The following is a 26,779-nucleotide window of genomic DNA, read 5'->3' on the forward strand; positions in this document are numbered from 1 at the left end:
GAAATATGCGGACATAGTAACGTCAGTTCTGTTACTTGGCCAGGTAAATAAAAGCCTGGCTAGTAACAGAAAGACCAAACGCCGCAGAATTCAAAAGAACTGAATGGCAAAATAAAAAACCAAAAGCAAAAACCTATTAACCCTTTTCGGGCGCTTTATTTGCGGGTTGATCGGAAACTAAAGCACCTTGACGTTGTGCGGTATGGCGTTCCAGATATGGATTAAAACGATGGTTTTGTACGGATTCAAAGCAATAAGCTTGTGATGCAGGGTATGGCGTGGCCTGATGCGTATAACATGAGCATTTATCGGTTCGCTTATTCAAAACGCAGCCAGCTAAGATCGGAGCCGCAACAATCTTGACCAAACCGGCATAGGCCGGGGCGGATTCCGGCACACCGGGAATTTTGGGCTCAAAATCAGGAAAGGCGATGTCAGTAGGCGATACGCCAGCGGCAGGCGGCGTAGATGCTGAAGGGCTACCCGGCACGGGAGCAGCGGTTGAAGCCTCAACCGGGTTTATCCTGTTTTTGATCCTGTAGATAACAAAACCGCCCACAACAACCGCTAAAACCAATGCGCCGATAGTGGCATAGAATGATAGCGGCTTCCGTTTGTCTTGCTTGGTATGGACTTCAGCCGAATCATACAAGTCATAGACCCGTTTAGGCAGCGTATAGGGGCGCTGCACGGCATCAGACCTTGATTGCACGTCTTGTTTACATTCCGGCCATTCGTACTCGGTACGGCCAGACCATTTAGCGACTAGATGAACATGTCGGCCAACCAGCAACCGAATAAAATTATGAAAAAGGTGAGGCCCCTGAGAGATCAGCCAGAAATCAACGCCATAGTGCCGATGGGTCTCAAGCGTCGATATGCTTTCATGCACGCCCTGAGCGCCGTTTGTTGGCCGCCAGATGCGCTGCACCTCATCAACGACGATCAACGAGTTAGGCTCTTTCCACTTCGGCCAATCTTCAACGAATTTAGGCGGTGCGGCAGTCTTCAGCCGTGCTTCTATATCAGCATCCTGACCCCGGCAAATATCGCACAGTTGAGACCGACAATAGATTGTTTCATGGGCAATACCCCTTAGATTGCGGACACCGTGGATAAAAAACAGACGATCAGGTTCTGCAACGCGCAAATCAAGCAACTGATTCAGCAACCAAGCTGTTTTGCCGGTTCCAGGGCCGCCGGTAATTAAGGTAATCATAGCGGCGACAGCCGTTTAATCGCGATCAATGAGGCGCGAGTAATTAGAGCGGCACAGAGTATACCGAGAACCTGCCCTCCCCCTGCAAGATTGATCAGCGCCAAGGGGACGGAACCCATGCCGTTATAACTCGATGTGACGTGCGAAACGACCGTTGACGCTAGAGTAGTTAGTGCCGCATAGCTCACAAAGCCAATGCCCAGGCTGGTGAGAACACGAGCGGCCAGTGATCCTGTAATTGCAAGCAAAAAAGAAGCTAATGTAGCCATATCAACCCCTCACCGGAGACAGTACCAACATCCCGGCGGCTAGCCATGCTAAGGCGATCATCAACGGTGCAATGCCGGTTGCAAGATCACATTCAGGTTGGTAGCTAACGGTAACCGTCTTACCATGCGACAACTGCACAATATTAGGAGATGGGCACGAACCAGAACCCAACGAAGTAGGGCTTAATGTAGCCGTGACGTTCACGGTTTGGACAGCATCAGCGGGGGGAGCTTCGCCATACTTTGAACAACCGATTGCATCCGGGTATTTATCGCAATCAGTTTTTGCCTCGTTAGACTCAGGCGGTAATTCAGGCGCATTATTGACTGTCGTTACATGAGAAGAATTATCTTGATTTATCGTGTTGGTAGTTGTGGTGGTAGTTGCCGATATAGATTGCGTAGTCGGCTGAGTTAATGTGGTGGTCGAGGTAGATTCTTGCACCTGACCAGATGGCGTAGTGACCGATTTTGGCGCTGTCGGTGTCGATGTCTGGGGCATAGACAAATGACCGGGATTCCAGTTGCTATCAGAAGGCCCATACATCGGCGATGTATCAAGATTGATCTGTACAGGCTCATCGACAACGGGATCGGACGAACCACTAGGGTCTATACTGTGTATTTGAGCGGTCACAGGCGCAGGATCAGCGGGTTCATGCGCGATTAAATCCGCAATCATTTGAGGATAACGCGGTATATCAACATAAGGTTCTGAACACAACCGATTAAAACCATTACCTGCTACATTCATGCAATGATTCAATAGATTTGCACCCTCAGGGCAATAAGGAGCAGTGTTTGAATGGTTATAAAAATAGCGGGTATGAGATGCTGTATTGTAATACTCGAATTCATCCACCTTAGGATTCTGGCAATACGCACCGCTTGAATCAGTGCCAGCATTAGCGCCTTTGTATGCATTACCGGATGCATCAAAGGAATAACCCGCGTCATTAAAATATTCATAGATTGCGGACCCCACAGTAACGGCAGCAAAAAAATAAGGATTCTTTGCAAACTTTATCGCCGCCGCCGCAAATGCAGCCGCAGAAAAACGATTGCTGACACGGACAGCGGCAAATGTATCGCCGACAGGGATGGTAGATGTTGTGGCGTAACCACGACCCACAGCAGAATACTGAGCATTCATTGGAATAATGCCCATGCCGGTCGGCGCTTTAGATATTGGCTGAAATGTAGACGGTCCAACAGTATAAGTGGTAGTGACCCCGGCACGAACAATGCCAAACGTCGGCAAAGCAGGGGCGGCGAAAACAACCGGAGAAAACAAAAAAAGAAAAAGAAACCGAAAAATCAGTTTGTGAATGTTATCCATGCGGCCCCCACTATAGCTAAAAATACGGCCAGAAGATAAAAACCAGAAATCATAAGGTGCGCCTTAAAACTTTAATGCCCCAGGCTAAAGCCCAGGCCAAAACGACACCGCCGGAAACCTCGACCACGTCCACCAGCTCAACGCCGTAAAAAAAATAGGAATGACGTACCTCATCGGCGGTCTGTATCAGATAAGCAGTGCAAGTGGCCTCGGTTTGGCCGTTCGGCTCGGCCGCACCAGTAACACCAGAAAAATAAACACAAATAGCCATAACGACACCTAAAAAGGATGGGCGACGATTTACGCCGCCCGGATTGATTACAGTGCTTTGCGCATCAGCTTGATAGAATAAATGGCGACGATGACAACAAATACAGCAGTAGAGACTGCTACCGTGTCACTACCGGCATCACTAATCGCAGTAGTGACACCAGCAGGAACGGCGGCAAAAGCATTGCTCACCATTGCCAGTGAACCGGCAGAAATTGCAGCCAAACGAAGTTTTAATGATTTGTTCATGATATTTCTCACTTTTCTAAATTGTCCGAAAGGACGTTAAAATAAGCCGCTTATAGGTGCATAAAGCGGCAATCACACACCAAAAGGTGTTTTTTTGGCTTGCCACACACCAACCAAAATTTATTTAGGCGAATCCTGTACAAGTTCGGGAACTGTACCTTTGGGGATAAACAAAATGGTATTGTCGCCGACTGACATAATGCCGATTTCGAAACGAATGTTTTTATTCAGGTGCTGCTTGAACGCTGCAATGTCATGACAGGTAAAATCCTGTAACAGCGCGCGCTTTTCGCCGCTCTGCATAATCGAATCGCCCATGATTTGAATCTTGTCTTTACCCGGCAATAAAACGCCGGTTTCAATGCCGTCTTTGCGTTCTTTGACGGGATTCGCTGTATAAGCGTTTATCAGCTTGCCTTGACAGGTTATAAGTGCCATTTTTAATACCTCGAAAGTGATGCCTTGCGGCTTGCGTACAGCGTCACGCCGTACAGTTATTTACAGAACTCCAAGAGGCAAAACACCCACGCCCCGCTACGCGGTGCGCGGGTGCATTTGCCAAAAAGGAGGCAGCTAGTTTGGTGCTGATCATTGCCCACTGTTTTGATCGAGTGATGACCTCAGCGGCAATTGATGCAACTCCAAAAATCAGGGTGACGTACTCAAAATATTGGTTCTGTTTGAGTTCGCCGGTTTCTTTATCAATCAGGTGCTTTTTAACCAGCGTAATGGTGTGATCGATGCGCTTGGCATCCACGCCGCCCATTATTTCTAAGTAGTCGGACCAGCGGCTTTCGTCGGCGGCTTGCTGGGCGGATTCGAGCAATTCATCATCAATCGACTCTCTAAGCTTGCGTAGTTGCCGCCAGACGGTGACGGGTGCGCCGCCTATTTGCTGAAATTGACGGATACCCCAGACACTCGCCCAAGCTTTGACACGCTGGCCGTAGGACTGGCTTTCGTGGGTGGTGTCGTGTTCCGGGTCGTCGATTGAGAAGCCCAGGTTTTTGCTGATGTACTTGGCGATATAGCCGGTGGCAGTTCCGACCTCAGAGTCGATTTCTACGGCGGTAAAACGGTGCTTGTCAGCACCCTGCTCTTGTCCGTCCACTTCGAGCGCGTAATGAGTCATAATTTTTCGTAACGCGTTGCAGTATTCCGCTTTGACGAAAAGAAGCATATGCCAATGAGGACAGCCATCATGATGAGGTTCGGCAACTCGGAAACCGAAAGGCTTGATGTCCTGACGGGCATATGCAGCCCGAATTTTAGACCACTGCTTTACTAGGTAATTCTGCGCGTCTTTGGGGGTGAGATCTTGATATTTGTCGTTGAGCTTTACGCCCGAGAATCTGTGAAATTTGCTTGGACAAGTGATCGTATAGAACTCGCCGACATAACCGTGCTGTTGGGCGTAGGCTTCGAAACCTGCCATTCTTATCATTAGCTCGGCCCGGCGATTGGTGGGGTTTGCCATCGAGGATTGAACGATAGTTGCCATGTCAACCAGATCGGATTCGTTGGAAATCATGGACTGAGTTTTCAGGAACTCATTGGTTTTATGCGCCTTTTTGCCGACGCGATGCACGGTCAGGTTTGAGCTGTATTTTTCTTTGTGTTTGGCCACCCTGCCTTGATCGATTAGCTTGGACTCATCGGTACGGCCTTGAAGCCGGTCCAGGGTGCGCCGCCACCATTTGACACACAAGAGCCGGGCTTTGTAGCCTTCATCGTGCTTGGCTTTTGGCTCGGGTATGCCATTGGCTGACAAATAGGCGGCGAGTGATGGCCTGTCGTCCATGATCGGCATCAAATTTTCAATGTGGTATCTAACTGATAAGTTAAGCGTTGACATGGTTAGAATCTCTGAAAATAGGGAAATCGTAGAGCGGGATGGTTGATTCCTGATCGGGCCCTGGAAAGCTGGAACGTAGCTTCGATACGTTCATTACCGTATAGAACTGAACCCGCTTACAACCACAGACGCACATAAAGCGGCGTACATGCAGGCCGGGGCTGCCAGTGGTGCGACCGCGGACGGCGTGATCTTGCGGCATAATGATTTGATGACAACGATTGCAGGTTTCCATCAACGCCCCCGGCCTATCTCGCACCACTCGCACAAACAATCGGGATGATGTAATGGTTGTTCGGCACCGGATAGATCGACATCGATAAAGCGACCATACAGCGATTCAACGGCGTCATAACGGGCCTGCGGGTCATCAATGCCGTTAAAATGCTCTTCTTCGGCGTCGAAGTTTTCTAAATACTCGTTGAGCAAGTCTGAAAGTAAGTCCAGGTCGTCTTGGGTTAAATCGGTAATTGATATGACGGCAGGCATTAGGCACCTACCCATAGGCCGATCAAAACTGTCAACAGCATTGAGCCGGTAAAAAATAGAAGGTTACGCATGGTTGCCACCCTGCCCTTTATCAGCCTCATCATAAAAATCTAAATAAGTTCTGCAAACATCACAAACACAATAAAAAGGATGCGATGAAACATCAGTTTGAGTAGTGACACCCTGTCCCAATGAATCAAATTCAACCATATGCTTAGACATTCTTCCGTCTACAATGGCGTCAAAGCCATCATTAGTGCTCTCCGCTAATGATGAAAAAGAAAAGTCGTAAGCCTCTCCGCTATCGCCCCATTGATCGTAGTCTCTTAAGAAGCGATACCGTTCAGCATCTTTTCTAAGCGAGAAGGACTCTAATCTTGCCTCTTCAAGCTCACCACGCAGATCACCAAAAATTTCTGCAAGCCCATCCATAGGCGAACATTCTTTAAAAATAGTACCACCCTGCCCCGGAGCCTCGGGGATATGAGCAGAATGGCGGCAAGCGTCCCCGATATTCGGTTGAAGAAATGATAATTTTGAAAAAACTTGAAAGGCAACATGATTGCCGACATAACAAGAATTACCAAAAACAAAAAGAAGTAAATCCTGTTCTTGCGGTGTTAAAGTGATCGTAATCGATTCACGCGCTGCTGGGGTTTGAGTTGGTTTCATAGGCTTGCCCTCTATGTGTTAAAAATAGCTATCAGTCTGGTAGCGTTGACAGATTGTTAGCTAGAGAAGATCATTAAGTCAACAACTTTTAGCTATCAACTTGAGAGGCATTGAAAGAAATGAAAACGATAATCAACTATCTTGATGATTTAAAAGAGAAATATGGAAGCGACTACAAAACAGCAAAATTACTAAAAACTGGAACAGGTGCTATTTCAACAATAAGAAGCCGCAGCCAATGCGGCGATGAAACAGCAATAAAAATTGCTGATCTGCTAGGAATTGATAGAACAGAGGTTTTAATTGCAGCAGCAATTGCAAGAAGTGAAGGCGAGGTAAAAAAGAGCTGGGAAACAATATCGAAAATGTCAGGAATTGCTGCAAGCGTTGCGCTTGTAGGTGTGCTAACACTAGGAAATTCAAGCATTGGAGCGGATTTAGAGTTAATCCATTCAACTACCAAGTCTGTATATTATGTTAAATTATATCGGCGCCTATATACGCCAAGCTTGGACATTGGCTAAAAAAACATGGGTATCCCTGGTGTAACTTCCGCCTAATCATACGACTCGTTTCGGCAGCGTGTCCCCGCTATTGATTGCTTGACACCTTGTCCATCCAGCTGCCGCCAAAGGCTTTGTATAAATTGATCAGCGCCTGTAACGAATTACTGCGGGCCGTCGCGTGAGAGAGCTTTACGTTGAACAGGTTGCGCTGTGCATCCAGCACTTCCAGATAATTAGTAAGACCGTTGTTGTAACGCAGCCATGCCAACTTTAAATACTCGCTTAAAGCAGCCTCCTGCAGGCTAAGTGCCTGTACCTGTTCCCGGGTTTTACTATTATCTATCAGCGCATCCTCGGTTTCCTTGAAGGCTTGAAGCAAGATGCTCTGGTAATTTAATAACGCCTGTTGTTCGCGAGCTTCGGCAGCTTTTACTTGTCCTGCGATTTTGCCTGCGGTAAACAAAGGCATCGCCAACGCTACACCGTAATTCCACATGCCTGAAGGTCCCGACAGTAATTGGCTGAAATTGGCGCTGGCAGTGCCAAACGTTCCGGTTATCGTGAATTTTGGGAAATATTCACCTTTCGCAACGCCGATATTCGCATTAGCAGCAATTAAACCCTGTTCTGCTTGACGTATATCCGGGCGGCGAGCTAACAATTCGGATGGCAGACCGGCAGGCACGCCAAGTAAATGCAGTTCGGCTAACGGTAAGCCGCGTTCTATAGCTGCGGGATTATGGCCCAACAAAACACTCAGTTCGTGCTCTTTTTGAGCTATCAATTTCTCCAATTGCGGTATGATGGCGGCGGCGTTATGAACCTCGGACTCCGCTTGCCGCACCTGAGCTTTGGAATTAAGCTCCCCGTCGAAACGCGCTTGGGCGATACGGTAAGCTTCCCGGCGGTCGACCAAGGTTTGCTTGGCAATTTCCAAACGCACATCCAGTTCACGCAGTTGCACATAGGAACGCGCAACACCGGTGGCCAAAGTCAGCACCACAGTACGACGAATTTCTTCCTGCGCATAGAGATTGGCCCGGGCCGCTTCAGTGGCGCGCCGTAACCTGCCCCATACGTCTATTTCCCAAGACAAATTTAAAGTGGATTGAATGCTGTCATAAGCGGGTGTGGGGGCAGCGCCGTAAGTTGTTTCAGAATCTTTTTCCTGCTGGCCGAATGCATTGGCGCTAATTTGCGGAAACAAGTCGGCACGGGTGATGCTGTATAGCCCTAAATATTCTTCGACGGTAGCCGTGGCGATCAGCAGATCTTTGTTATACCGTAGCGCCTGCTCAATGAGTTTGGTCAGATGGGGGTCGCCGAATTGCTCCCACCAGCTAGTATCGCTAGCTGCAACGGTTTCGGCTGCGGCAAAACGCCAAGCATCCGGTATTGATCCGGTTGGCTGTTGGTAATCAGGACCGATCATAAAACAGCCGGTTAGCGTTAAGGGCAACAATAAGGAAATAGGACAGTAGCGCATGATTAGACTTCTTGTTTTGTAATAATGCTATCGGTGTGTTTCGGCGCTCTGATCCTCTCCAATAACACGAAAAATAACGGTACAAAAAATACGGCTAACAGGGTAGCGCTGACCATGCCCCCCATTATCCCCACACCGATGGAGTGCCGGCTGTTTGCACCTGCGCCGGTACTGAGGACCAAGGGTAGTACGCCAAGAATGAAAGAAAATGATGTCATCAGAATCGGACGAAAACGAAGCCGACAGGCTTCAAGTGCCGCATCCGCAACATCCATGCCCTGCCCGTTTTTTTCCGCCGCGAATTCGACGATGAGTATGGCGTTCTTGGCGCTCAGTGCGATCAGCGTGACCAAGCCGATTTGAAAGTAAACATCGTCCTCCATGCCACAGGCCCAGACGGCCAGTAAAGCTCCGAATAAACCGAAAGGAACCGCCAACATGACGGCGAAAGGCAGCGCCAACCGTTCGTATTGAGCGGCAAGAATTAGGAATACCATAATAATGCCGTAGATAAAGGCCGAGCTCGATGAACTGCCCGCAGCCTTTTCCTGAAATGACTGTCCGCCCCAGGCGAATGACATACTGTCGGGTAAAACTTCTTGCGCAGCTTGTTCCATGGCCAACATGGCTTGGCCGGAACTATAGCCTGCTGCCGCGCTGCCGTTGATCCGCGCCGCAGGGAAACCGTTGAAGCGGCTGATGGAGTTAGGACCATTGGCGTAGCGTACTTTAATCAGGCTGCTTAGGGGTACCATCGAACCGGACTGGCTGCGAACAAAAACTTTTTCGATATCCTCGGGACGGCTTCGATATTGCGGATCTGCCTGCAGCAGCACCCGGTAGGTGCGGCCAAACTTGTTGAAATCGTTAACGTAGGTGGTGCTGAACATGCCCTGCAAGGTATCGAACACGTCATCGATAGCAACCCCCATAGCCCAAGCTTTTTCTCGATCCAATGTAATGGATAGCTGCTGCGAGTTGGAGTTGATTGATGACGAAACGCCCGTTAGTTCATGGCGTTGGCGGGTTTTTGCAATAATTTTTTGGGTCATGGCTTCCAAAACGGCGGTATCGCCGGCACCTTGATTAAGCACCCAGAATTCGAAGCCGCCAACCACGCCGAGACCGGGTATGGCGGGAGGATTCAACAACGTTACCAGCGCTTCTTTGACGCTGGAAACTCGTTTAGTCAAGATAGCCATCACGTTTTCGGCTTGCAGCTCGGGCTTGACTCTGTCTTTCCAGTTCTTCAGGGAGAGGAATAACAGCCCGGCATTGGTCGCGCTGCCGCCATCCATCAGGTTCATGCCGGTAATAGAGACTATATCGCGTAATGCCGGATTATCTTTTACCAAGGCTTCCATTTTCTGCATGACTGCACTGGTGCGATCGACGCTGGCCGCATCGGGCAGCATAACGATGGTATACAAGGTGCCTTGATCTTCTGGAGGAACAAAACTGGTGGGTACGATTTTAAACAGGCCGACAATAACGGCAATCATGCATAGGTACAGCATGATGCCGATGGTGGTATGCCGAAAAAGCCAGCGAACCCCCCCCAGATAGCGCTGGGTGGCTTTTTCCAGAGCGGCGTCGAACAATAGAAAAAAGCGTGATTTCCGGTGTTCGGCCGGTTGAATAAGGATGGCTGCCAGTGCAGGACTCAAAGTGAGGGCAACGACAGCGGATAGCGTGACCGAGATAGCGATAGTGATTGCGAATTGTTTATAGAGTTGTCCGGTCATGCCGCCAAGGAAAGAAACCGGAAGAAATACGGCGATCAGCACCAATGTCGTGGCAACGACCGGGCCTGCGACTTCGGACAACGCACGAGTTGCAGCATCGCGCCCTTTAAGTCCAAGTTCGCGTATGTTGCGTTCGATATTTTCAATCACCACGATAGCATCGTCGACCACCAGTCCGATGGCCAGCACCATGCCGAACAGGGTGAGCGTGTTAACCGAAAAGCCCAGCAGGTACATACCCGCCAAAGTGCCGATAATAGATACAGGCACGGCTAAAATAGGAATAAGCGTGGTTCGCCAATTTTGCAGAAACAAGAACACGACCGCGACGACCAAAACAATCGCTTCAAACAACGTGTGAATAACTTCCTCAATGGATATGTTGACAAACTCGGTGGTGTCGAAAGGAATTTCATAGCTGATACCTGCCGGAAACGTCGCGGACAGGCGATCCATGGTTGCCTTGACTTGGTCTGCGACATCCAGCGCATTGGCGCCGGGTTGCTGATATACCGCTATCAGGGTAGCGTTTTCGCCATTAAGCCGGGTCTGCATGTCATAACTTTGCGCACCCAGTTGCACCGTTGCGACGTCGCGCAAACGGATGGCGGCGCCGTCATTGCTGGCGCGCAGGATAATATCTTCAAACTCTTTCGGGCTGGTAAGCCGCCCTTCCGCCGCCACCGGCAAGGTGAGCACGACCGGTTGGGACGTCGGCTTTTGGCCAATCTGACCGACGGCGAACTGAGTGTTCTGCTGGGATATTGCGTTGCGTATGTCCGCCGTGGTGATGCCGAAATGCGCCATACTGTCAGGCTTTAGCCAAATGCGCATGGCGTAATCGGAGGAACCGAGCGGAGCAACTTGGTTGGCTCCAGGAACCTGTTTGAGTTTGTCCACCACATGCAGACTGGCGTAGTTGCTGACATAGGTCGGGTCGAAACGGCCATCCGATTTGATTGCCACCAGCAGTAAAATATTGGAAGTAGACTTTGTTACAAATATGCCGCCCCGGCGCACTTCGTTCGGCAGTTGCGCTTCAGCCGTTTTAACGCGATTTTGTACGTCGTCATGAGCCTTATCGATATCCGTGCCGATGTCGAATACGATGCTCAGGTTCAGTGAACCATTGGATGAACTGGTAGAGTTCATGTAAAGCATGTTTTCGGCGCCGTTGACTTGCTGCTCAATGGGCGCGGCGACGGTTTGAGCTACGGTTTCGGCGCTGGCGCCGGGATAGGTGGCGGAAACCTGGATTTGCGGCGGAGCAATATCGGGAAACTGCGCCACCGGCAGTTGACGCAAAGCCAACAGGCCGGCCATGACGATGACTATCGACACTATCGCAGCGAAAATAGGCCGGCTGATAAAAAATCCAATATTCACGACTGACCGCCACTGGGAACGCCGGCAGGTTGCTGCGGCTTTACAGGCATATTAGGCACTACATGGCTCATACCGTCCACGACCACCTGCTCTCCGTTTTTTAAACCGCTTTCGATAATCCAGTCATCGCCGTACCAATCGCCCATTTCAACAGGACGTATTTCTACTCTATTATCAGCGCCGACCACATAAAGGTACTTCCCTTGTTGTCCCTGCAATACTGCGCGTTGAGGCACCAAAATGGCGTTGGGTCGAATGGCTCCTTTCAATTTAACCCGTACAAACTGGCCGGGAACCAATTTCAGATCGGGATTCGCAAATACGGCGCGAAAACTGCTGGTGCCGGTTTCGATAGAAATTTTCTTTTCGGAGAAATCCATTTTGCCGCTAAGTGGATAGACCGAACCGTCCGCTATATGCAGTTCGACCACAAAATTAGCGTTTTCAGGTATCAGTAACCGTTTATTTACGACGTCTTCGTTGTTTTTCAGCAGACGGGTTTCCGAAACGTTGAATTTGACCCATATCGGGTCGGTCTGGGTTACCGTGGTCAGCAAACCATCCTGACCAGGACTGACAAAACTGCCATCGGCTTTTGTTGTTCGCCCGCTTATGCCGGTTAACGGTGATTTGATCGTGGTGTAACTTAGATTCAATTCCGCTGCCGTGACATTTGCCCGAGCCGTCAGCACCGCTGCATCGGCTTCTGCCAAGTCGGAATCCGCATCGTCTACGTCTTTTTGGCTGACCGCATTTTGCGATATCAGGTTTTTAAGTCTTACCACGTTCCGTTTTGCGTTTTGTTGTCTGGCTTCCTGTTGAACTAAAGTGCCTTTTGTTCCTTCCAGGGCGGCGGCAAAGGGGCGCTCGTCCAACTGAAACAACACTTGTTCTTTCTGTACCAGTGTACCTTCTTCGTATAGGCGTTTTTCAAGCACACCTTCAACGCGAGTACGGATTTCCACAAGGCGGGAGCTTTCCGTTTGGCCGACAAATTCCCATTCTATAGGGATCGTGCGCTCTTCAATGCGCTGTATGATGACCTCAGGCGGTGAAAACTCAGGTGTTGCATGTTGCTCTTGACACGCAGCCAAGACTAGCGCCAGTTGGCAAAGAAGCGTCCAAAGAATTGGTAGGCGCGAATTGAGTTTCACGATGTGCCCCAAATTTATCCGGTTACAAGATTAGAATGAACAGCAAAGGTTATACAGTAAAAACATCAGCATAGCTTTTTTGTGGCGCATGACTTGGAGGGATGTTTTGTAAGAACAATTGCTTATGATTTAGTGAGGTTTGTTTGACTTCAATTGATATTGTTTTTCATTTTAATACGATTATTCGGCGGATGCGACATTATTATCTCTACTAAGGTTTATTATTTCTACTAAGTTTAAGTATGTTCGACGTAAGTTTTTGCAATGGCCCAATAGCGGAAAAAACAAACTCAAGGCATTACTGATACTCGTTAAAATTTAATTACTTACCCAAGCAAATACGCAGAAATGAATCCCGGATGACCAGTTTTTTGGAATGGCGTAAAAAACAATCTTGATGCGGCTCATTCATTATGTTACTCTCCGAAAAAAATAGCACTTTAATAGGGGATAATATCGTGACATCTGAACAACAAATTGAGTCAAACGCACTTCAATCCGAAGACGCCCAAGTTTCTCGCGAACAGGCAGCTAATCTTGTTATTAGTAAATATACCGGCTGGGCGGCTGGATCTGGCGTTATTCCTTTCCCTTTCTGGGATGTAGCCGCAATCGCCGCTGTTGAAATAAAAATGGTCAATGAGCTATTGGATATTTACGATAAACCTTTTTCTGAATCGAAAACCCGCTCAATTCTGACCATTCTGATCGGCAGTCTTTCGCCTCAGCTGCTGGTCGGAGTAACGGCCGCCACACTGTTCAAAGTGATACCTGGCATAGGTTCTGCCCTGTCCATCATGAGCATGCCTATTCTTGCAGCCGCATCCGCCTATGCCGTTGGCCAAGTAATGGTAAATCACCTGAAAAACGGCGGCGACCTGACTAATTTTGACCCAAAAGCTAAACTAGATGATTTCAAAGCCTACTTTAAGGAAGGCAAGAAAAAAGTCGATCCTGCTGCTACAACATAAACTTTAACTGCGCCAAACAACGCACATAATCACGTTTAAAATTTAAAAAATTGTTTATTGAGACTTTAAACCCCTGGTTCTGTCATATAAATAACCAGGGGCCTATCTCTATTATCCTCTTAAATAACCCCATTCTCTTCAAATTCCAGCCTATCCAGACTAAGTTTCATTCACTTGAATGAATCGCACGCCTCAAGAGCTTTAGTTATAGCTTACCGTTTTTGAGCAATGTATGGGGTTGTTGTTATAATAAAAAAATTGGGTTTGTGCTGTCACAAGTCTTTAAATACTTCGAAGATCACGTTTACTCAGTGTAACCACGGACTTATTTTCTTTAGTTATGAAGTATCGTATTCAGTGCAATAAAAAAGAAATGTATTTGCCTATTTTACTGATTACTAATATATCAATAAAGCTAAAGTTTTGTTGGCGACGTTACACTGGCGTTTAATGTCATTAATAAATTTCATGTTTCTTAAAAAATTAATATTAAAAATAATAAAACGCCAATTATTTGCAAATCGTTAGCCCGATATTAATGCGAGTATGAAAGCGCAAAAACATATCTTTGTAAGCCCGAACGTCTATAGCTTGAACGAAATAACCCAAATTAATTAACCATATGTCTGCACAAAACGAACAAGCAATTGCCTTCGGACAGGGCATTTCAATACAACTGCCTAATCAACAACTGCATAATTGCTTCGAGGCCTTGGTTGATCAACAGCCAGATGAGCCTGCAATCATCTTTAAAAACAAGACATTAACTTATTGTCAATTGGATCAATCGTCTAATGCTCTCGCCAATGCCTTGCTGAAGCGGCCAATTAGAACGGAAGAACCTATAGGTGTGTTGGTAGAACGCTCTGGATCGCTCCCAATTGCTTTTCTAGCTATTTTAAAAGCGGGAGGTGTTTATGTGCCTCTGGTCCATGATCATCCGTCCAATAGACTTGCCAATATCGTTGAACAGACGGGTATGCGGTATTTAATCGCACTGGATGGTTTGGAGCCGGCATCGGAAATTCTTAACGCGTTAGCAGCCAATAATGACGGCATTGCTGAGATTTTCCGGACCGAGGATACGCGGGAGGGAATCTTCGCGCGGCCTGATTTAACTGTTAGCTCATCGAGTCTCGCCGCTATTTTGTTCACCTCCGGCACAAACGGCCAACCCAAAGGAGTACTCCTTCGGCATGATGCCTGCATCAACATGGTGTGCGGTCACTTAGCCGCTCAAAATATCACTTCAAAAGATCGGTTGCTGCTTTCAAGCGGACCAGGCTTCATTCTAGGATTTCGTGAGCTGTGCCTGCCGCTGTTGTCCGGCGCCGCTTATGTTGCTGTTACTCGAAACGAAATAGACAACCCTGACCGGCTACTCATGATTATGTCACAGCATAAGGTCAGCATAGCGCTTTTCACCCCCTCTTATTTGCGCCTTTTACAGGGTAAGTTATCCAGTGGCCTGCGCTGTATCATGACGGCCGGCGAGCATCCCGATGAAAATAATGCCCGTCATTATGCCAAATCCATTGACTATTGGAACATGCATGGCGCCACCGAAGTGTGCGGCACGATATGTATGTATAAGGTTAATCCGAACGATGTGGGGACGTTGCCGAGCGGTCGGCCTTTCAGTAATACAAGTGTTTATCTGCTTGATGAATATGGCGATGAGGTGCCGCAAGGCGAAATAGGAGAGATTCATGTTGTCGGTACCGGCTTAGCCAACGGCTACCTGAACCAGCCCGAACTGAGCGCACAAATTTTTGTGCAAACAAAGTTTGGACGGGCCTATAAAACCCGTGACATGGGGCGTTGGCGTGCTGACGGCAACCTGGAAACAATCGGCCGTTCTGACGATGTCATCAAAGTTTCGGGCCAAGCGGTTGCTCTGAGCGAAATTGAACGCACTCTTTTGCGCCACCCAAAGGTCAAGCAAGCGGCTGTCATTCAAAACGGCACCAAACTTGTTGCGTTCCTAGAATGCGGAGATGATTCACCAGTAGATTGGCGAGACTATTTGTCCTCGACCCTTCCGGCGTACATGATCCCTTCATCAATTAACCGGCTGGAGCGCTTGCCTACCAATTCTTCCGGCAAGATAGACCGGCAGGCGTTATTGACCAGGGCAAAGAGTTTTTCCCGTACTATCAGCGCCCCTCCCGACGGGCGTATAGAACAAGAAATAGCAGAAGTCTGGGCCGACATTCTTAAATTGGACGCGATTGGCCGTCATGACAATTTTTTTGCAATTGGCGGCACCAGCTTGCTTGCCATTGCAATCAGCCAGCAACTCCAGTCTATGGGCTATGCCGTAACAGTGCCGACCCTATTGGTTAATCTGACCGTGGCCGGCTTGGCCGATCACCTGTCGCAAGTGTCCGCCGAAGCGCCCGCACCGGCTGATAATATTTCAACCAGAGGCCAAGAGGATTTCTGGATTGGCGCCCAATTGGGGGTTTTGCAATCAAGCATGTTGATAACGCGCCTGTTGCGGATTAGCGGCGATTCGCCAAGCCAAGAAACATGGCGGGCGGCGTGGCAAAAATTATTGGAGCGCCATAGTGCGCTACGCACGGCATTTTACCAGGACGCAAACGAAAAAATACGCTGGCAAACCGATGCACTGGATGAGCTTCCCGCCGAATCGGCTTTAAAAACAGCAAGCTGCAATTCGCTGGAGGACGCAAGCGAGCGGGTCGCTGCTTGGGCTTCTATCCCGTTTGACCTGAGCAAAGCCCCTTTGGCTCGGGCCGGCTTGATACAAACCCCGGAAGCGCAACTGTTCTGGTTCGCTCTTCATCATGTTGTTGTAGACGGTTTGTCAGCCAGGATTTTACAGGAGGAGCTATATACTTTATTGCAAGGTAAAACCCTCCCTCCCGCTGCCGACGGCATAAATTTTGCTTGCGCCGCAGAACAGGCCTATCTAAGAACGCAGCAAGCGGAAATAGACAGGCATTTCTGGCAAGAGCACTTAAAAAATACGGTTGTAGGCACCAACGGGAATGCATTTAATGCATTTGCAACGGATTTTGAACGGCCACTTATTCCGACAAGCAAAGCGGCCAAATCATTGACCGAACGGCTTGATGCGCCATGCGTGGAAGCGTTAACCCAGCTGGCCCGCAGCCAAGGCGTGGGGATGCACTCGCTATTGCTGGCCATACTTGGCGACGAGGCAAGAAGACGAAGCGGCCGAACGACCCTGATTATTGGCAGTGCAATATCCATGCGGCCTGCCGGCGCGGAACAGGCGGTCGGGCTATTCGTTAACCTGTTGCCGTTGGTGTTGCATGGCGATAGAAGCGATCAATTCAATGCACAACTTCACAACGCCCAGTCGACGCTGAATACCGCAATCCAGTCGATCGGCACGCCCTCATCGCAAATATTGCGCGATTTTCAAAATAAAAATCCTGATATTTTGCCGCTTTCACGCACCTCCATTTTTGACATTTCCTTAACCGCCAACACATCGCGCATCAGTGAAGCTAAGGATGCAGCGTTTAGTCTTGCTCCGCAGGCCTTACCCGGCGAACTGAACCCGGTTCCCAGCGGTATCGATTTGGCTTTCTCCCATGAGCCGGACTTACAGGGCGGGCTGATATTGACATTGGCTTGGAATCCCGAGCTTTACCGTCAAAGTACGGCCCAGTCCTGGCTGACTGCGTTTAAAGAACGGGCCGTTTGGTTGGGCGCCGATCTATCCCGCGCCCAAAACCCGATGCCGCCCTTGTTACCTTTTGAGCAGCAGCTGCTGCAAAAATGGGAGCAAGGACCCGCGCTTCCGGTGCCTGAACGTTGCTTCCAGCAAGTCTTCGAGGCCTGGGCTCAAAAGACGCCGCTTCATCATGCCGTCGTCTGCGAACATGAAACCGTCACTTACGCCGAACTGAACCGCCGGGCCAACGGCATTGCCCATGCCCTGTTGGAGCATGGCCTGGAAAGCGGCGACACCGTTGCCGTCTTGACCGACATTTGCGACGGCTTGCCCGCCGTCGTGCTGGGCATCTGGAAAGCCGGGGCCGCCTATTTGCCGTTGGCGGCAGACCACCCGCCCGAACGGCTGGCTCATATGATGGCCGACGCCAAGGCCCGGATCCTGGTCGTACCGGACAACCTGCCCGTCCCAGCAGCCTTGTCGGATATGGCGACGGCGGTCTTAACGCCCGACTGCCGACAGCCTACGGAACGGCGCCCGGATATTGTCCGCCCGGCCGACAGCGTGGCCTATGTCATCTATACCTCCGGCACGACAGGAATGCCCAAGGGCGTCCCCATATCCCACGCTGCGATGATCAACACCATACAGGAATCGGCCCGCGCCATTCGCCTGACCGCAGACGATCGTGTCGCACTGGTCGCGACGCCCAGTTTTGACGCTTCCTTATGGGAGCTGGGCCTGGGCCTGCTCAATGGCGCCGCGCTGGCGCCGATTTCAAAAAGCCTGCGCGACGACCCGTGGGCCATGAAGGATTATTACGCCAAAATGGCGGTGACCGTGGCCTTCCACGCCCCGTCCTATTTGCGTATCAGCAAAAACAAGCCGTTTAACGGCTTGCGCGTGCTGATTGTCGGCGGCGAGCCGTCCAGCCACGAGGACGTGAACATTCACGGCCGCGAGGTCGAGTTTTGGCATGCCTATGGCCCCACGGAAACGACCATCATCGTCAGCCTGGAGCATATTCCCCCCTTCCCCGATCCCAGCCGTCCTTTGTCCGTCGGACCGCCGTTGGCCAACACCCTCATATCGATCCGCAACGGCGGCGGGCAACCCGTGCCTCCCGGCGTCATTGGCGAAATCTGGTTGGGCGGGCTGGGCCTGTCCAGGGGCTATCTGAATAATGACGAGCTGACCGCCGAACGCTTTGTGACCGTTGACGGTTGCCGGTTCTACCGATCCGGCGATTTGGGCTGCTGGACGGACGATGGCCGTCTGGTCATCAAAGGCCGCATGGATCACCAAATCAAAATCCACGGCCAGCGCATCGAATTGGAGGAAATTGAAACGGCCCTGCTGGCGCTGCCGGATGTCACCGAAGCCATCGTATTGGTGGAAAATGCCGCCAACGGCACCCAATTTCTGCGCGGCTTTGTCGCTATGGCCCAAGGCTGCGTCTTGCCCGGCGAGGCGGACTGGCATCCCCGCCTGGCCGCCCGCCTGCCCCATTACATGATTCCGGCCACCCTGACTGCGATTGAGCGTATTCCGCTAACCGTTAACGGCAAGGTGGACAGGACGGCGCTATTGCAATTAGTCGGCGAAGCGCAGGTCGAGGTTATAAAAACACCGCCATCCACCTCGATGGAAGTGCTTATCGCGCCGATTTGGAGCGAATTGCTGGGCCAGGACGTTTGCCGCGAAGATAATTTTTTCGGCCTGGGCGGCAACAGCCTGCTGGCCGTCGCAATGGCGCATCGCCTGTCCAAGGCCTTGGCAGTCAGCATTCCGGCGCGCTACCTGTATACCGCGCCCACACTGGCCGTATTTGCCGCCCGTGTCGATGATACCCGGATTCAATATCAAAATCTTACCAAATCACCCGAAGCCAGCGACATAGCCACCGAAGGCGAGCTTGAATTCTGGGTGGCCGAGCAGGCAGGGATTAATACCACCCCCTTCATAATGCCTTTGATCCGCAAGGTGCAGGGTAATATTCCTGCTCTGGAAAAATGGAACCGGGCATGGGCCAAGTTAACGGAACGACACGAATCATTGCGGACACAATTTGTCGAAGACGATCAAGGAACTTTACGCCGTGTCGTGACCCGGATAGCCCAGCCGGGACTTGAAGAAATAACAGTCAGCGACCTGGCGAGCGCCAATGCGCTTATCCGCGAGCGTCAAAGCCGGCCTATTCCGCTCAATGTCGCGCCGCTTTGGCAAGGCGGCTTGGTGCATGTCGAAAAAACAAACGAAACACTGTTTTGGCTTGCGATGCATCATGCCGTTGGCGATGGAGTTTCCTTTAATATTTTACTGGATGAGCTGGCCCTGTTATTACAGGATAAAGAGCTGCCCCCGCTCGTGGGAAGCTATGCGCATTCCGCTGCCAGAGCCTTATCCTATCTGGCCGGTGATGAGTTTAAGCATGATTTTTCGTATTGGCGCAATAGTCTGGCGGCCTTGCCGGAAACGGCCTTTGAAGACTGGTCATTGGATATACCCCGGTTGCAGACCGGCAAGCCCGGCTACCACCGGCTGCAAATATGCCTGCCGGCCGATATTACGTTGGGATTAAAGGCCATTGCCCAGCGCTACGACAGCAGCATGCATGCGCTGATGCTGACCCTTCTTGCGCTGGAAACCCGCCGACGTTCGCAACGGCGGCAATTTTTGATCGGCACGCCCGCCGACATGCGCGAAACCACCGAAGAAGCCGGCATCATCGGCTATTATGTCAACATGTTGCCGTTGATCATGGACGGCGATGCCGGCGATAGCTTTGAAACCCAATTAACCGGCACCCAACAGGTGTTGGCTGCCGCCTTGCACCACGGACGCGTGCCGTTTGCGCGCATTTATAACGACTTCCGCCAACAACGTCCCGGTTACCGCCATCCGTCCCGTTATCCGTTGTTTGACTTTGCGGTCAATGAAAACCCTCAAGCCCGGATAGATAAAGCCGATATAGGCTTCCGGTCTTTGGCGCGTTTTAGTGAGGCTATTGAATACGAATTGGTCGATGTCTCCCCGGGCCAGGATATGGTGTTCATCCATGAAATCCTGCCCGGCGGCGAACTCATGCTACAGCTGCAAGTAAACTCCGCTGTTTACTTGTTGGAGACCGCTACCGCCTGGTTCAACTCGTTGCGCTGGTGGGTTGAATGGTTGTGTGCGGACAAAGGCCATGCCCGGATGCCTCTGCCTAAACTGTTGCCGCAAGAATCGAAACTTCTGGCGCAAAATGGATACGGCCGCACCGTTCACCGCCCCAACCAACGTTTTCATGAATTATTTGAATCGGTTATCGACAGCATGGGGGTCGACAGTTCAAAGCGCCTGGCCGTCATGACGCCTGAAAGCCGATTTTCCTATTTATCGGTTGAGGAACAGGCCAATCGCTTGGCTAATGCGTTGATTCAATCGGGCATTAAACCCGGCGCGGTCATAGGTGTGCTGACCGGCCGCTCGCCGCAGTTGCCGTCGACAATTTTAGGCATTTGGAAAGCCGGGGCGATTTATCTTCCCTTGTCGATTGATCTGCCCGTTGAACGGCTGTGCCACATGGTGAACGATGCGGCAGTCCGGCAACTGATTGTTTTAGATGGGCTGGACATACCTCAAGCCATCGCCCAAGTTACCCCAACGCACTTACGGCCCGAACAGCTGGCAGACTTTCATAGCCATCGTCCTTCCATTTCAGGGGATGCCGGGGATACGGCCTATATCATCTACACTTCCGGCTCTACCGGATTGCCCAAGGGGGCGTTAATCGCTCACAAAAGCTATGTGAACATGGCGCTTGGCTGCGGGGAAATTCTGGGCATTAACTCAGACGATCGTTGCCTGATGTTCTATTCGCCGTCTTTCGATGTTTCCTTGTCGGATATTGGCGTACCCTTGCTTTTTGGCGCGACGGTTTGCCCTGTCCATGACGACTTGATTGATTCTCCCAATCAATTCATGAAGTTTTTAAACGACACCCAAATCACCGTTGCCGACATCAGCCCTACCTATTTAAGGCTGTTTGACAGTGCTGATTTCCAATATCTCAGGATTTTAGTCACAGGCGGCGAAGCGCCATTTCCTGCCGACATCGTTAAATACTCAAAGCAAATCAGCTACTTCAATGCTTATGGACCTACGGAAAACACGGTAACCTGTGCGTTGGGCCAACTGACCATAAACCACACCCGCACGCCATCGTGCGGCTTGCCCTTGCCCAACACCAGCATCCACATCTGCGATGCCAATGGCAACCTTCTGCCGCCGGGTGAAATAGGAGAGCTATGGCTAGGCGGCATGGGGCTGGCAAACGGCTATTTAGGACGGGAAGACCTGACTCTCGCCAGTTTTGTCGAGACACCTGAAGGACGCCGGTACCGATCCGGCGACATCGGCCGCTGGTTGACCAGGCTGCCCAATAGTCCGGGCGCCGTCGATGAAGTCCAGTTCATGGGGCGCATGGATAGCCAGATTAAAATGAATGGCATCAGGATAGAGTTGGGTGAAATTGAACATATCGTCAACGGCCACCCTTCTGTATTTCAGGCTACGGTGCTGGCCGATGAAATTGCGGACAAAAAACAGCGCCTGTCTGCTTTCATCCATCTTCGCAATGATCGGGCCTGCCCTTCCGATATCGAATGGCGGGACTATCTGTCCGCCCATTTACCGGCCGCCACGATTCCAACGTCTTTCATTATCGTCGATTCCATTCCGGTCAACAGTTCCGGCAAGGTCGATACAGCCTGCCTGCGCGGTCTTGCCCGCGCACAGCAAAACAATACTGTTTCGGAGAATCCGCCGCAAACGCCAATGGAAAAACGCGTGGCGGCGATATGGTGCGAACTTTTAAAGCTGGAAACAGTCCGTAAAGATGATAATTTTTTCGCACTTGGCGGCCACAGTCTGGTGGCCATTGCCGCGGCCCATCGGCTTGAACGCGACCTTAACCGTCCCGTTGCGGCCAGGGAATTATTCGCCTTCCCTGTGCTAAGTGATTTTTCCCGCCGTATTGACACGGAAGATCAAGCGCCTGCCGCTGATTTTATACCGACAGACAGGGCGACAACCGGCCAGTTGGAGTTTTGGGTGGCGGAAAAAATCGGCAAGGCGAACCGCGGCCTCAATCTGACATTCTCCGTCGCAGAGCAAGACCGTAAAGTGGCCGCCGAACAATGGCGACAGGCCTGGGGCGAACTGGTCGGCCGCCATCCTGCCTTGCGCACTTATTTTAAAGAGGATGCCGACGGCCAATTGCTACGGCAAATTTTGCCGACGCTGGACATGGAACTGGAACGCCAATGCCTGCCCGACTTATCGGCCGCGCGTATCCATATTGCCAACCTGCAAACCATGACCATCCCAATGTCCTCGGCCCCTTTATGGCGTGCCGGCCTGGTCTTTGTTGAAGATACCCGGCAAGAGGTTTTTTGGCTGGCCCTGCACCATGCCGTTGGCGACGGCCTATCCATCGGCATTTTGCTCGACGAATTGTCCCAGCTGTTGGCGGGGGAGAAATTACCGGCCCTGTCGGGCGACTATAATCATTTTGCCGGTCGCGAGCTGGCCTATCTTAAAGACCGGGCCGCCGCCGATGCGGAGTATTGGAGCGAAACCCTGGACGGCCTTGGCAACGGCGATGAAAACACGCCGCAGCCCTTCGACGAGTGGCCCCTGGATTTTAGCCGTCCAATTAACAGCGGCGACGGAAAAAACAAGGGCGGCCATTTCTTCCGCATCGCCCTTGAAGCCGCCACGGCCCAAAAACTTAAGGCTTTTGCCAGCCGACATGGGGCCAGCCTCCATGCGCTAATGATGGCGCTGGTGGCGATGGAGACATCCAGACGTACCGGGCGTCCGAATTTCGTCATGGGAACTGTGGGTTCAACCCGCGAATTGGCGGAAGACTCGGCCGTGGTCAATTATTTTCTCAATATGCTGCCGATAGCCTGCCGGATTAACCGAAACGATTCGGTAGAACAGTCGATGGCCGCCATGCAGCTTGGCATCAGCCGGGCCTTGCAGCATGAACGTTATCCGTTTGCCCAAATCTGCCAGGATTTTCGCAATCGCCATGCGGCATCAAACCACCCTACCCGCTTTCCGCTATTTGATCTGGCCGTTACGGAAAATCCGGGTTTAGGTTCGGTCTCCGAAAGACATATCAAGCTTGTGCCTGTCAATGACAGCGCGACCAAGGAGATGCGCTACGATCTCCGGCCTAACCCGCCGCCGCAGGACATGGTGTTGATTCATGAAGCCCTTGCCGATGACAGACTTGGGTTGTATTGGTACGTTGACGCCAACCTTTACGAAAAAGATACCGCGTTGGCCTGGATCAATACTTTATTGGATTGGATGCGTTTTATCGTATCCCCGGAACGCCAAGCGCAAACAGCTTTGCCGTTGCTGACCGCAGGTGAAGAAAAGCTATTGGACAGTTGGCAATACGGCCCGTCTTTACCCAAGCCTACCGGCTATTTGCAAGACCAATTTATGCGGATAGCCGGGCAAGAATCGCATAGCCCTGCTTTGCTGGTAGATCATGAAAGCCAAAGTTATGGGCAAATAGACAAGCAAAGCAACGGTCTGGCGCAGGTTTTGCGAAGGCACGGCATTGGCCCCGGTGTTGCGGTGGGGGTACTGACCGAGCGATCAACAGCCTTGCCAGCGACTGTTTTGGCGATCTGGAAGGCCGGAGGCTGTTATCTGCCTTTGTCCGCCGAACTGCCCGGAGAACGGCTAAAATTTATCGCCGAAGATGCGGACATCAACTTATTAGTGGCGCTGGACGGACTGGCGATACCATCGGAATTGGCATCCTATGCGTTCCTGCGCCCGGAAACGCCGGCCTACGAATCGACCGCACCAATCAACCACGGCTGCCGGGATACTGACCCGGCGTATATCATTTATACTTCCGGCTCCACCGGGGAACCCAAGGGCGTGGTTATAACCTTCGAAGGCTACGCCAATTTTTGCCTGGGCATGAAACTGGCGCTGACCATTTCTCCTGACGACAAAATATTGCAAATTTCTTCGCCCTCGTTTGACGCCTGGCTGCACGAACTGGGGCTGGCATGGTTTCATGGCGGCGCCTTAGCGCCCGTAGTCCGCAGAGAATTGGACGACATTTCCGGGATGCTTTTAAAAATGCAAGGTCTGGGCATTACCATAGCGACCCTGTCGCCATCGTATCTGGGATTATTTGGCAACGCCGAGTTCCCCGGTTTACGGATGCTGATGACAATGGGCGAGCCGCCGGTGAAGGCCAACGCCCTGCACTACGCAGGCCGCCTGACTTACATTAACGGTTACGGCCCGTCGGAAAACAGCGTGGGTTCCTGTATTGGGCAAATCACCCCCCAATCCACGCGCATGACTGCGGGACGCCCATTAGCTAATACTTCCGTTCATATCCTGAACAAGGACCGGCAGCCGGTGCCGCCGGGATCGGCCGGCACCCTCTGGCTGGGAGGACGCGGCCTCTCGCCCGGTTATTTGAACCGCCCGGAACTGACGGCTGAAAGCTTTGTCGAAACCCCGGAAGGGCGCTTTTATAACTCCGGCGATTTGGCGCGCTGGACGCAGCAGGGCGAAATTGAAATCCTCGGGCGGATAGACAACCAGATAAAACTTCGCGGTCAACGCATCGAACTGGAGGAAATAGAACACCAAATCGGCCTGCATCCTGACGTATTGCAGGCCGCCGTGGTTATTCATGGTATGGCGGACGGGACACCGGGTTTGTACGGTTTTGTCTGTCTGCACCCGGAAGCGTCCGCAATCGGTAACGGCGAATGGCGTTCATTTTTGGCGAAGAAAGTACCCGATTATATGATCCCCTCGGCGATAAAGGCGGTGCCGGGCATTCCAGTATCGCTGGCCGGTAAAATCGATCGTAAAAGACTAATTGCCGACTATCTTGATCAAGACATCGACATGATCGCGTCAAACGATTCCGATGTCGGCAGGCTAACGCCCCCTGGCAACCGGGTCGAAAAACTGATTGCCGAAGCATGGTCGGAAATTTTTCCAGGACGCACCATCTACAGCGAGGACAATTTCTTTGAACTCGGTGGCCACAGCCTTGCGGCCATTAGTGTCGTGAACCGTCTTCGGCTGGAATTTACCTGCACCATCAATAATCTTTACGAACACCCGGTACTGGCCGATTTTGCCAAAACTTGCCAACCCAGGCACGAACATATTCGCGATCTATTGGCTAAAGTTAAAGTAGATTGGCAAGCCTATTCGGACCACTTAGAGGCCAACCCCAATCACCGCATTGACGGGCTTAAGGCTGCACAAGAACAGTATTGCGCCCGTAACAAAAAATACAGCGACATCGACCTCGGCCCTCGTAAAGATTATGAAAATATCTTGCTGACAGGGGCAACCGGCTATGTCGGCTGCTATTTGCTTCGGGAAATGCTAAAGGAAGGTAAGCGAAAGATCACAGCCTTGGTCAGAGGGACCGATCATGCGGCCAGCCGGGACAGGCTGCATCAGGTATTGGCGCATTATTTCGGCCCTAAAACGGGAGAGGAACTGGCTTATCATCCCCGATTGCAGGTATTGTCCAGTGACTTGAGCCGGCCAAGCTTGGGCCTGAGTCAAGATCAATGGACATGGCTGGCTACCCGGACCCAGGCTATTTTCCATTGTGCGGCCAATGTAAAACATTATGGTCACTACCAGGAGTTTCATCGGGATAACATTAACTCGGTGCAGAATTTGCTGGAACTGGCCGCATACAATTTGGACGCCCCCATGGACTTCCATCTGGTTTCCACCACCTCGGTCGTCGGCAAGCCCCCGGAAAGCGGGTTCAAGTTGTTCACCGAATATGACTTGCCCAACCCGGACTTAAGCGACAACTACTATATACGGACCAAACAGGAAGCCGAACGGCTGGTATTGGATGCACGGGGCAAACTGAGCAACGCCAGCATCTACCGTGTCGGCAATGTGGTGTTTGCGACCGATGACAGTAACTTGCAGATCAATCTCAAAGACAATGCTTTTTTTCGCTTAGTCGCTGCATTGATTGAATTAGGCGCGGTTCCGAAAAAAGTTGAGGCCTTATTTTGCCATGTCGATTTAGTCGCCAGGGCGGTAATGCTGCTTGCGGAAACGCAGGCTTTGTCCAACGAAACGCATCATATCGAACATTCCCAGGAAACGTCCTTGGCGGAATTCATTAGCATCGCATTTCCATTAGTTACCTGCGATTTCGGCATGTTCATCGATCATTTGCTCAAGGCCTTGGACAAACCCGAACAGCAACAGGCTTTTTACGAAGTGCTGGACGGTTTTAACCTGTATGGGGGGCAAGCTCCCCAAGTCAAAGCCCAGCATATTGAATTGACCAGTGTCCGCACCAACGAACTGCTTAAACGCTTAGGGTTGGCGTGGACCGATACTTCATCTGACGGCCAGCTGCGGTTCCTGCGGGAAGCTGCTTTACATTTTAAAAATTAAGGAGATA

15 protein-coding genes are annotated in these 26,779 nt (G+C 51.0%); 3 read left to right on the top strand and 12 right to left on the bottom strand.

The genetic code is table 11. The features are described from left to right. Positions 1 to 136: 136 nt before the first annotated feature. The 9 genes from B0F88_RS15315 to B0F88_RS15355 form a co-directional block, all read right to left on the bottom strand. On the bottom strand, positions 137 to 1,219 hold the full coding sequence (locus B0F88_RS15315; protein ID WP_104424811.1) for a zonular occludens toxin domain-containing protein: 1,083 nt from the start codon (positions 1,217 to 1,219) through the stop codon (positions 137 to 139). Next, on the bottom strand, positions 1,216 to 1,488 hold the full coding sequence (locus tag B0F88_RS15320; RefSeq protein ID WP_104424812.1) for a DUF2523 domain-containing protein: 273 nt from the start codon (positions 1,486 to 1,488) through the stop codon (positions 1,216 to 1,218). The genes B0F88_RS15315 and B0F88_RS15320 overlap by 4 nt, the downstream gene beginning before the upstream one ends. Before the next feature lies 1 nt (position 1,489). After that, positions 1,490 to 2,827: a virulence factor TspB C-terminal domain-related protein gene (locus B0F88_RS15325; protein WP_104424813.1), complete on the bottom strand. Its 1,338-nt coding sequence runs from the start codon at positions 2,825 to 2,827 to the stop codon at positions 1,490 to 1,492. A gap of 49 nt (positions 2,828 to 2,876) precedes the next feature. Beyond that, on the bottom strand, positions 2,877 to 3,098 hold the full coding sequence (locus B0F88_RS15330) for a hypothetical protein (protein WP_104424814.1): 222 nt from the start codon (positions 3,096 to 3,098) through the stop codon (positions 2,877 to 2,879). 47 nt (positions 3,099 to 3,145) lie between these two features. After that, positions 3,146 to 3,346 carry a major capsid protein gene (locus B0F88_RS15335; protein WP_104424815.1) on the bottom strand — a complete coding sequence of 67 codons (201 nt, stop codon included), beginning with the start codon at positions 3,344 to 3,346 and terminating at the stop codon, positions 3,146 to 3,148. Between the two features lie 120 nt (positions 3,347 to 3,466). Then, on the bottom strand, positions 3,467 to 3,784 hold the full coding sequence (locus B0F88_RS15340; RefSeq protein WP_104424816.1) for a hypothetical protein: 318 nt from the start codon (positions 3,782 to 3,784) through the stop codon (positions 3,467 to 3,469). Between the two features lie 43 nt (positions 3,785 to 3,827). Next, positions 3,828 to 5,201 carry a replication endonuclease gene (locus B0F88_RS15345; protein ID WP_104424817.1) on the bottom strand — a complete coding sequence of 458 codons (1,374 nt, stop codon included), beginning with the start codon at positions 5,199 to 5,201 and terminating at the stop codon, positions 3,828 to 3,830. A gap of 234 nt (positions 5,202 to 5,435) precedes the next feature. After that, positions 5,436 to 5,690, bottom strand: coding sequence for a hypothetical protein (locus B0F88_RS15350; RefSeq protein ID WP_104424818.1), 255 nt, complete (start codon positions 5,688 to 5,690; stop codon positions 5,436 to 5,438). Positions 5,691 to 5,753: 63 nt separating this feature from the next. After that, positions 5,754 to 6,362, bottom strand: coding sequence for a hypothetical protein (locus B0F88_RS15355; protein ID WP_104424819.1), 609 nt, complete (start codon positions 6,360 to 6,362; stop codon positions 5,754 to 5,756). Positions 6,363 to 6,481: 119 nt separating this feature from the next. On the opposite strand from B0F88_RS15355, the gene B0F88_RS15360 reads away from it, so the two are divergent. Continuing rightward, on the top strand, positions 6,482 to 6,886 hold the full coding sequence (locus B0F88_RS15360) for a hypothetical protein (protein ID WP_181049925.1): 405 nt from the start codon (positions 6,482 to 6,484) through the stop codon (positions 6,884 to 6,886). Between the two features lie 67 nt (positions 6,887 to 6,953). Here B0F88_RS15360 and B0F88_RS15365 read toward each other — a convergent pair whose 3' ends face one another. Genes B0F88_RS15365 through B0F88_RS15375 form a run of 3 tightly spaced genes read right to left on the bottom strand, consistent with a single transcriptional unit; the run spans position 6,954 to position 12,579 of the window. Then, entirely contained in the window at positions 6,954 to 8,354 is a 1,401-nt protein-coding gene (locus B0F88_RS15365; protein ID WP_104424820.1) for an efflux transporter outer membrane subunit, read from the bottom strand. Between the two features lie 2 nt (positions 8,355 to 8,356). After that, positions 8,357 to 11,485, bottom strand: a complete 3,129-nt coding sequence (locus tag B0F88_RS15370; protein WP_104424821.1) for an efflux RND transporter permease subunit — start codon at positions 11,483 to 11,485, stop codon at positions 8,357 to 8,359. After that, on the bottom strand, positions 11,482 to 12,579 hold the full coding sequence (locus B0F88_RS15375; RefSeq protein WP_258076693.1) for an efflux RND transporter periplasmic adaptor subunit: 1,098 nt from the start codon (positions 12,577 to 12,579) through the stop codon (positions 11,482 to 11,484). The genes B0F88_RS15370 and B0F88_RS15375 overlap by 4 nt, the downstream gene beginning before the upstream one ends. A 518-nt stretch (positions 12,580 to 13,097) precedes the next feature. On the opposite strand from B0F88_RS15375, the gene B0F88_RS15380 reads away from it, so the two are divergent. Continuing rightward, positions 13,098 to 13,610 (top strand): YcjF family protein, encoded by a 513-nt coding sequence (locus B0F88_RS15380; protein ID WP_181049926.1) that lies wholly within the window; start codon positions 13,098 to 13,100, stop codon positions 13,608 to 13,610. Between the two features lie 622 nt (positions 13,611 to 14,232). Beyond that, positions 14,233 to 26,772, top strand: a complete 12,540-nt coding sequence (locus tag B0F88_RS15385; protein WP_104424824.1) for a non-ribosomal peptide synthetase — start codon at positions 14,233 to 14,235, stop codon at positions 26,770 to 26,772. Positions 26,773 to 26,779 lie beyond the last annotated feature (7 nt).

The organism is Methylobacter tundripaludum, from assembly GCF_002934365.1.
Classification (GTDB): domain Bacteria; phylum Pseudomonadota; class Gammaproteobacteria; order Methylococcales; family Methylomonadaceae; genus Methylobacter_A; species Methylobacter_A tundripaludum_A.